At 31.9% G+C, this 8,602-nt stretch carries 9 protein-coding genes; 4 read left to right on the top strand and 5 right to left on the bottom strand.

Annotated features, from left to right (window positions below; translation table 11 throughout):
• Positions 1–342: 342 nt before the first annotated feature.
• From CLV98_RS22355 to CLV98_RS22340, 4 genes are all read right to left on the bottom strand, one after another.
• Complete coding sequence (locus tag CLV98_RS22355) at positions 343–1,248, bottom strand: replication initiation protein (protein ID WP_146202333.1); 906 nt, start codon at positions 1,246–1,248, stop codon at positions 343–345.
• Between the two features lie 764 nt (positions 1,249–2,012).
• Positions 2,013–2,465, bottom strand: a complete 453-nt coding sequence (locus CLV98_RS22350) for a hypothetical protein (protein ID WP_109678229.1) — start codon at positions 2,463–2,465, stop codon at positions 2,013–2,015.
• On the bottom strand, positions 2,462–3,166 hold the full coding sequence (locus CLV98_RS22345) for a P-loop NTPase family protein (RefSeq protein ID WP_109678227.1): 705 nt from the start codon (positions 3,164–3,166) through the stop codon (positions 2,462–2,464). The genes CLV98_RS22350 and CLV98_RS22345 overlap by 4 nt, the downstream gene beginning before the upstream one ends.
• 79 nt (positions 3,167–3,245) lie before the next feature.
• Positions 3,246–3,644, bottom strand: coding sequence for a hypothetical protein (locus CLV98_RS22340; protein ID WP_109678225.1), 399 nt, complete (start codon positions 3,642–3,644; stop codon positions 3,246–3,248).
• A 364-nt stretch (positions 3,645–4,008) separates the two neighbouring features.
• Here CLV98_RS22340 and CLV98_RS22335 point away from each other — a divergent pair, with 364 nt between their 5' ends.
• The 4 genes from CLV98_RS22335 (at position 4,009) to CLV98_RS22320 (ending at position 6,559) form a co-directional block, all read left to right on the top strand.
• On the top strand, positions 4,009–4,380 hold the full coding sequence (locus CLV98_RS22335; RefSeq protein ID WP_109678223.1) for a plasmid mobilization protein: 372 nt from the start codon (positions 4,009–4,011) through the stop codon (positions 4,378–4,380).
• A complete protein-coding gene (locus tag CLV98_RS22330; protein WP_109678221.1) occupies positions 4,361–5,365 on the top strand; it encodes a relaxase/mobilization nuclease domain-containing protein in 1,005 nt (334 codons plus the stop codon). Before CLV98_RS22335 ends, CLV98_RS22330 begins: the two co-directional genes overlap by 20 nt.
• 272 nt (positions 5,366–5,637) lie before the next feature.
• On the top strand, positions 5,638–6,219 hold the full coding sequence (locus CLV98_RS22325; RefSeq protein WP_109678219.1) for a M23 family metallopeptidase: 582 nt from the start codon (positions 5,638–5,640) through the stop codon (positions 6,217–6,219).
• A complete protein-coding gene (locus CLV98_RS22320) occupies positions 6,194–6,559 on the top strand; it encodes a hypothetical protein (protein ID WP_109678217.1) in 366 nt (121 codons plus the stop codon). Before CLV98_RS22325 ends, CLV98_RS22320 begins: the two co-directional genes overlap by 26 nt.
• On the opposite strand, the gene CLV98_RS22315 is transcribed toward CLV98_RS22320, so the two are convergent.
• The gene (locus CLV98_RS22315; protein ID WP_109678216.1) at positions 6,545–8,527 is read right to left on the bottom strand and encodes a type IV secretory system conjugative DNA transfer family protein; all 1,983 of its coding nucleotides are present in this window, start codon (positions 8,525–8,527) and stop codon (positions 6,545–6,547) included. The two genes, CLV98_RS22320 and CLV98_RS22315, sit on opposite strands and share 15 nt — an antisense overlap.
• Positions 8,528–8,602 lie beyond the last annotated feature (75 nt).

Raw genomic sequence — 8,602 nt, 5'->3', positions numbered from 1 at the left:
TAGTTTTTGGAAAGGCCATGGTAATAATCAGGTCTTTTTTTTTATTTTTTGGGAAAACCCTTACGGTCGGGCTATACGCTGTATCTTTCCTCGTTCCTCAGAAAGGATGCCGCTTCTATCCCTTTTTCATTCCACCCGCATTATTAACAATACGAAAGGATCTTAATTCAATTAATAAGGGGATCACCGCCGAGCTGGCCACTATCCATTTTACTATTGTTAGCAATTTTGTTCCAGGTGTCCGGCCACAGCTCGTTCACTTGGAACAAAATTGTTAACATTTTCAACTCCTGCAGATGCCTGGACAACACTGGCCACTTAACCGATTGTTAATACTTTTTTTTAAATGCCTAGAGCATTCCTAAAAAATCCTGCTGGATTTTTTATATTATCCCCTTTTACTTTGATTTCATAAAGCAGTTTAAAGGCTCTCTCTCTTAACTCACTATTTTCAATAACCTTTTTTATTACTGCATTATCGTATATGCCAATTTCTTTTATCCTCTCGATTAATTTTATTGATATATCGTCGTTTTCATTTATTTCGACTATTTTATCCATTATTTCCTTAATCGTAATTTCAAAGCTTATTCTATTAATTTTCTTTCCTTTTTTGGTAACAGAATATTGGATATGGAGGTCTGATTTATCATTGATTTGTTTAACCGCTATATCAATAACTTTCTCTTTAAAGGTACTCCATGATTTATATTGCTCCGATTCTTTGCCTTTAGGGTCTTTTAATTTTAATAGGTATTTTAATTCGTCAATTTCAAAACTTATTCTGCCCTTATCTTTCCATCTAGAGAACTGTAAGTAAAGCCATTTTGCATATTTTGATTTCATTGATAGAACACAAAATAACTGAAAACTTGTAAAGTTCCTTTTCAAGTCCACCAAATATGGGATGATTTTATCTGAAATAGTTATTTGTATTTTACCCTGTCCTCTTAAATATTTGGCACTGGACATTAAAGCTACTTGTAAAAGTCCATCCGCTTCGTTTATCTCAAATACTTTCCCAATAAGCCCCTCTGTAGCTTCTCTTAATTGTTGATAATTCCAATTTCGTCCTGTTATACTTTCTATTTCTTGTACCGTTATTTCGTACGTAATACCTGCTGTATCTCCTTTCCTAATTAAAGATAGCACCATGAAATAAATGTCTAATTGTACTGCCGAAAACTCATGTCTAGCAGTAGTAATAAGATTGTGTTGTCTGACCTCTTTTTTTACAATATCTTCCATGGCTACAAATTTATAAAAAAACACCTTCTATTACAACTGTTTTTTTTAATGGTGTTTTTTGGCTTATAAAAGGTGTTTTTAAAACTTATAAAAGGTGTTTTTTGGCTTATAAAAGGTGTTTTTAAGCTTATAAAAGGTGTTTTTTGGCTTATAAAAGGTGTTTTTAAGTCAATGTAATTCACTGATATTCAGTCATTTACAAGACCCTCAAATAATTACAAATAAATCAAATATCACAAATATTGTGTTGGTTTTTATCTATTGAGGAGGTATATTCTTTAAAAAAATCAAATCAGAAAAAAAAAGGGTTATTTTTAGAAAAAAAAGAGGGCGGCGGCGGCCAAAAAACACCTTTTATAAGTCACATCCTTTGTTAAGTCTTTGTTAACCCTTGTTTGAATAAATATTAACAATACGGTGGATTCATTATTCAATTAATAAGGGGATCACCGCCGAGCTGGCCACTATCCATTTTACTATTGTTAGCAAATTTGTTCCAGGTGTCCGGCCACAGCTCGTTCACTTGGAACAAATTTGTTAACATTTTCAACTCCTGCAGATGCCTGGACAACACTGGCCACTTAACCGATTGTTAATATTAGGTCTAACCCTGCGCTCATTTGCGGCCTGCGTCACTTCGTGCACGCTAAAAAAAGGTCTTCTAGGGGGGGCTTTTGAATCCGCTGTCCTTTCCTTTTGAGTCGGTTAAACCAAAAAAAAAGCTGCGGATTAATGACCCGCAGCTTAACTTTTTAATTTGTAATCTATGGATAAATAAGGATGCCATCTTTATTTATCTTATAATCCTCCTTAGATATAAAATAGCCATTTTCAACTACTTTAACTTTATCTTTTAGGTTTTGATAATTTTTGACCAATTGACGGTCAAAATAAAGCCCTCTAAGAGCAAGAAAGCTAAACAAGACCATTATGGCTATTGAGATAGAAATTATGCCTTTAGAGCCGAAGTTTCCCCAGAACGCTGTTTTAGGATCGTCATAGGAAATTGGCTGTAGGTTTTTAGATTGAAGGTCTTTAATGTCATTTAAGGCCTTTTCAATCATTTCTTTCTGCTCAACCATGCTTTTCATCGCTTGGTCATTCATTGCATCTATAAGCACATATAAGCTTAGAACACTTTCATCTATTTCTGATTCTGGTATCTTATACTTTTGCGCTATTAAGAATTTTAGCTCATTAATATTATATGTGCTCATTGTATATTTTCTTTTATCTCCTCCATTAACTTTCTTAATGTTCTTTTTCCAGCAAGAGAAAGAGCTTCATCCGTGATATCGCCATTAATTAATTTAGTTATTTCTCGTGCGGAGTTGCCAACTGGCATTGATCCTACTATTTTTCGGTTTATGCCTAAATTATTTAATAGTATTTCGCCAGCTTCCTGAGCTTGAAGGCTGCCGAAGGTACCTTGATTTTTCAAGGCTACTATCGTTAGATTTGATTCAACCATTTCAGCTAAATCACTATAGTATTGTATGGAAGCGTTTAAAGCGTCTCCACCTGCTAGGACAATAATAATTTTTAATTCTATTCCAATTTCTTCTAATATTTCTCTTAACTCATTTGCAGGCACTTCGTTTGCTAGAAAGGATTTAAGTTCGTCACTTTCGGGTGCACCTAAGTCGACATACCATTCATTTGTTTTGGTAGTCGCTATTTTTTCGAATAAATTCAAAAACATTTCTCGGTCCAGCTTCCGATTTTCGTCCATTATGGACAATTCTAACACCCTCTTTTCTCCAACTATTTTTTTTAGTCTACTGGATGTTCTTGTCGATTTGTCTAGGTCTATAAAAGCTGCTGGTTCATCTTTTTTGATCTTTGCGATAAACCATGTTATGAAACTTTTGCCTGTTCCACCTTTACTTTGACAAATGAATGTTACTTGCTTTTTCATACTGTAATTATTATATTTAAAAAAAAAAAGGACTAATTATTCTTTTGTAGGTGGGGGCTTTTGCCTTCACCTATTTTTTTTACAGACCTTCAAATTGATCAAAGCCTGAATTTTTATCTTTTTCCTGTTGCTCTATCAATCTTAGTTTTTCACTATAATTGATAGCTTCTTTTTGCTCTATATTATCTTTCTCCTGTTGTATTATTCTTTGTTTTAGAATTGTTTCCGTCCTAGTTCTAATAGGACTTTCTAATTTTTTATTCTTTTTTTTGTATCTCCATATAATATTTTTTAGGGTGTTTTCTGATATTTGAATTCCTTGGTTAGTTAACCATTCCGCTATATCCGAATAGGACATATCGAGTTCGATTTTATCACTTATAAGGTCTATAAGTAGATAAGACCATTTATACCGATTTGCGGCCTTTTTTGCCTTTATCTGGCTAATTAGTTCTTCCTCTCTCTGGTTTATTTCCATATCATAAATGCTTTATGAAAGCAAAGTAAATTAAAAGTTTTGATAGTTCATAGTTTTTATGACTTTTTTTTAACTATTATATGACTTATGTATTATCCGGCTGTTTTGTGACGGTTTTATGACTTTTATATAACTTTTTTGTGACTCCTTAATTGCTTTTCTTTATATTTTATGACCTTTTTATGACTTTAATGGGATTTGTTTATAATCAAGTCTTTTTTTAAATATTGGTAGTCTTTTTTACTTAGAATTGATAGTTTTGTTAAAAGTAAGGTTGGAAGCAAGGGGGGTTTTTGAGTGCCTCAAAATACGGGTGCAAGCACCTTAAATTACCTACCTAACCTAAAACAATACGATTCAAACCATGACCATTCCACGTAAAAAAGGAGGTAGGCCCAAGAAGTCAGAAGTAAATAGGAAGTCCGAAAGGATAGTATTTTGGACCACCAAAGGCCAAGCTGAAATAATAGAAAATCGAGCTAAAGAAATGAACTTGACAGTTTCCGAGTTTTGTAATCTGGCCGTTTCGGAAAGACAAATTTTTAGGCCATTTACAGATGATGAGCTAAAGTTGAAGATTGGTCTGGTAGGTATGGCAAATAATCTAAACCAGATAGCCTACCGAGCAAACGCCTCTGGAATTGAAAGTGTTGAACAATCTGCCAAGCAATTATTTATTGAATTAAAACAAGAATTGAAAAAATTCAGAAATATTAATGATAGCGAGAAACCTTAAAGCAGGGAAAACTTCTGATGGACTTCTAGATTATGCTTTTCATGGAAAAGAATCGGAGCATAAAGATAAAGGTGCAGAAATATTGCAATATAGTTCTGATTTGCTAATTCCATCTTCCGATAAGGATAAGGAAGGGATAAAGGAATTAAAAAAGGAATTTAATCGAAGAACTAATGCATACTTGAAAAACGAACCAGACAATAAAAAAGCATTAATTGGACATCAAATTTTGAGCTTTACTAATGAAGATTATGGAAAATTAAAAGATGATGGACTTAATAAAGTTCTAAAGGATTATATAAAATTAGCTAAACTTGATAAAACCCAATTTGTAGCTATCAAGCATAACGACACCAAAAATCCGCATATTCATATAATTTATCACAAAATTCAAAATGACCTTAAAAAGGAAAAGGATTGGAAATTAAATAATAAGACCCTTGAAAGGGGTATAGCATTGGCCCTTAAACATAAATTACCCCTTATTGATAATCAAAAAAAAATTGCCTTATCTAGGGGAGTTTTAGAGATAAGGGCTAAAGATCAGGATATAATTGATCTTCGTAATTCAACTGAATTTCTACAAAAGGCTAGGAATACACATCATTTAAATAAATTACTTCAAGCTAATAATATTACACAAACTAAATTACAGGATGGTAGATTGAAAATTGATAAAAAGGTATACTCACCTGAAAATTTAGAGGCTGTATATTTTTATAATCGAAGCAATAATAAAAACAATTTGCAAGAATTGAAGCCATTAATAAAACCATATATGTCTATTAAAAAAAATAGTTTCAATATAGGTAGTTTTGTGTCAACAAATAACGAAGCTATAAGTATTGAAAAGCCTATATATGTAAGTTTGCCTACTGTAAAAACCAATAAAAATGACTATATTTCTATGCAAAAAAAGCGTAAAGGCAAACAGTATCTTTTAAAAAATAAAAAGAAAAAAAACCAAAAACAACATTCCTTATGACATTATCTGACTATTGTATATTTAGTGCGTCTATGTTATTTGTATTATACTTATGTGTAATGAATATTAACGTAAAATCTTCTAATAGGATCAAAAAGAAGCCACTAGTAAAACCCATGAAATTATTTACTGGCTCCAATGGTATTTCAATTAATAAATTGAAACAGATTTATAAATTGAAATAACAATCTATTGTTAACATTTACTTCTTTCCCAGGGCTAGTTCTGGCCCTGGGAGCCTTATTCATTGTTAACATTTTCAACTCCTGCAGATGCCTGGACAACGCCGGCTACTCAACCAATTATTAATAATTATTGATATGATACTAGCTTATATAAGTTTATTTTTTATTCTAAATACAGAATCTAAGGAAGCAGATTTAAAAAGGGATTTTCAAGCTCTTTTTAAATCTAACCCTGAGCAAGCTTTACGCATACCTTGTATACTACCTACAACTGACCTAAAATTAGGTATTTCATCACTATACGGATATAGGAGACATCCTATTGATGGTACACAAAAGCACCATGATGGTATAGACATTGTAGTTAAAAAAGCGAATGTCGTAGCAACTGCCAATGGAATTATAAGACGTGTGGGATTTGATAAAGGATATGGTAATTTCATAGAAATAGATCACCAAAATGGCTTTTATACTCTTTATGGGCATTTATCTCATATATTTGTGAAACCCGATGATAAGGTTCAAATCTTATCTATTATTGGAATTTCTGGTGCAACGGGTAATGTCACAGGAGAGCATATACACTATGAAGTCAAATATAAAAATACAACCTTAAACCCATTAAATTATATCCTATTGTTATATGATAGTATATCTAGTGCACATTAAAAAGTATAAGATTCAAAAGAATCAACAAAGTAGGAGGTTCTACCCTGTTGATTCTATACCAAAAAATGCTAACATTTTAGTAGAAACAAAGAATACTTTTCCAGATGCTTTTGTTTACTGGAATATTCGTCCAACTGATTTTCTTAATAAATCCAAAGTATTTTGCTTTAAGAATATTAAAATGATGTTTGAATTTTTTGTTTCTAACGAAGTTGAAGTAGGGACAACTTTAAGCAGCTTTTATAAAATAAAAAAGGAAGTTCCAGAAGAAACTTCCTTTGAAGGTGCGTTAATTTATAGCTATAAGAATATTAACATTTTCGCATTAAGAATAATTTGAAATACAATAATCCTTAATTTTAATAATATCCTCTCTTATTTTTAATGCGTTTTTCTTTACTCTCTCTGCCATTTCTACCTCTGATATATCATGTTTAAATGGCAGCTCCTTTACCGTATTTTCAATTGTTGGTACAATCATTTGTCCAGAAAATAACTTTCGTTCTACTGGTGTTTCAAATCTATCCGCAAAACGCCCCACAATTTGGCCTTGGCTTAAAGCCATTATCTTTGAGGCTGGTAATAACTCTTTAGCTTGACTACTATAGTTTATCGATGTTTCTTTGTTAAAGCTTGCTGAATAATTATCTTGTTCTGTTTTGCCGAACATCTTGGATATTCGTTCTGCTGTAGAACCGTTGACCAGTCCAACCATGATAGTTCCAGCCGTATTAGTGATAACATTTGCTGAATCCCTGCCATAATTTTTCACCAATTGTTCCATGTCCTGAATCCCCATCCAGACACAGCCTTTATGTTTCCTAATCGTTGCAATATAATTGTCCAATCCCATTACATAAATAGTAGGCAATTCATCAAAAAACATCGAAAACTTACGTTCTCGATACAAATAGGAACGCTTCATAATTACTGAATTATATACCGAAATCGCTGCACCATATACAGCATCTTTGGTAGTATAATTCCCCATTGTTATAATTCTAGGACTCTCAGGATTATTAATTTCTAATTCCATGTCTGATTCAGACATTACCCATGTTACATTTGGTGATGATAGTGGAGCAAGTGAAGATTGGGTAGATGCTATTTGTCCAGCTATTTGCGATCCTGCTTGGTTTGTCAATCCTTGCACAAACATATTTGAATAGGCGTCCAACTCTGGTTCACAAGATATCGCATTAATGATGTCCTTTATATCGACTGTCAATAGTTGTATTGCATGAGGTAAGGTGCAAACTTTGGAAAGTACTGGATCGGTTGGATTATTACGTTCAATTATGCGTAAAAACCATAAATAACAGGTCAATAAATTAACAGCCGAAACAGCCCAAAAATCCCCTTCTTTATTTATCCATGACTTATTCAGATTGAATAACAAATTCTTCACCATTGTATTACAATCGTCAATTGTTTGCATATATTTTTCCTCAAAAGGATTGCATCTATTGGACCTCCTTAAATCCTCGAAAGTCAAACAATTAAATTCTGGTATAATTGGCGCATTATTTCTATCCCTACCAAACGTAAATTTATTTGCTTTCAAACTTGCCATTAAACCATTAAAGGTGGTCAAACTTAAATCGGGATATGCATAATCATAAACGCACATAGAAAATCCTTTTTCTAGTTGCTGATAAATCGCAGGGTTAAATAAAGTATATGTTTTTCCTGACCCTTGGCTTCCTACAATTAAAACCGCTCTATCTGGTGCAATAACTGGTACTACTCCTAGATGCCAATTATTTTTATATAGGTATTGATGATAATATGTTACACTAAATTCATTTTCAATTAATTTAGTGTTTTGCGGAAATTGCTCATTATAGCTATTGAAAACATCTTTTTTGGGTAAATATACAATGCTATTGAAACCAATACCTCCATTTATCAAACATATTGCCATTATAATTTCTAGTATAACTAGTAAATAGAATATTATATTTACTTGATTAATATCTATTATTAATATAATCATGTAAGTAATAAATCCTACAATTAAATAAATGTTTGATTTCTGTTTTGTAGCTTTTACATTCTGCTTCGCAGATGTTTGCATAGCCAAAAAAATCAAAGATATAAAGGCTATAGAACTAACTATCTTTTTTTCCAATATTGTATTATATTTTTGAATAATTATATGTAAACTGTCGTTTACATATGGTATTGTTATTGCCCCATTTATAACACCTTCTTTGATAGCTAAAATAGCTAATAATGAGACTGTTACGGCTAAATTTAAATAATACATTGAGTTGTAATATTCTTTCTCCTTAGTGCTTTCCATCATCTTTTTTTTTATATTTTAATTTTCCAAATATAGATATTTAATTATATTTGTTCGAAATTATCAACCAATTCACAC

This window comes from Dyadobacter jejuensis (assembly GCF_003149085.1).
In the GTDB taxonomy this organism is placed as follows: Bacteria; Bacteroidota; Bacteroidia; order Cytophagales; family Spirosomataceae; genus Dyadobacter; species Dyadobacter jejuensis.
The sequence above is the reverse complement of the archived record's forward strand: the minus strand, read 5'-3'. Positions and strand labels throughout refer to the sequence as shown.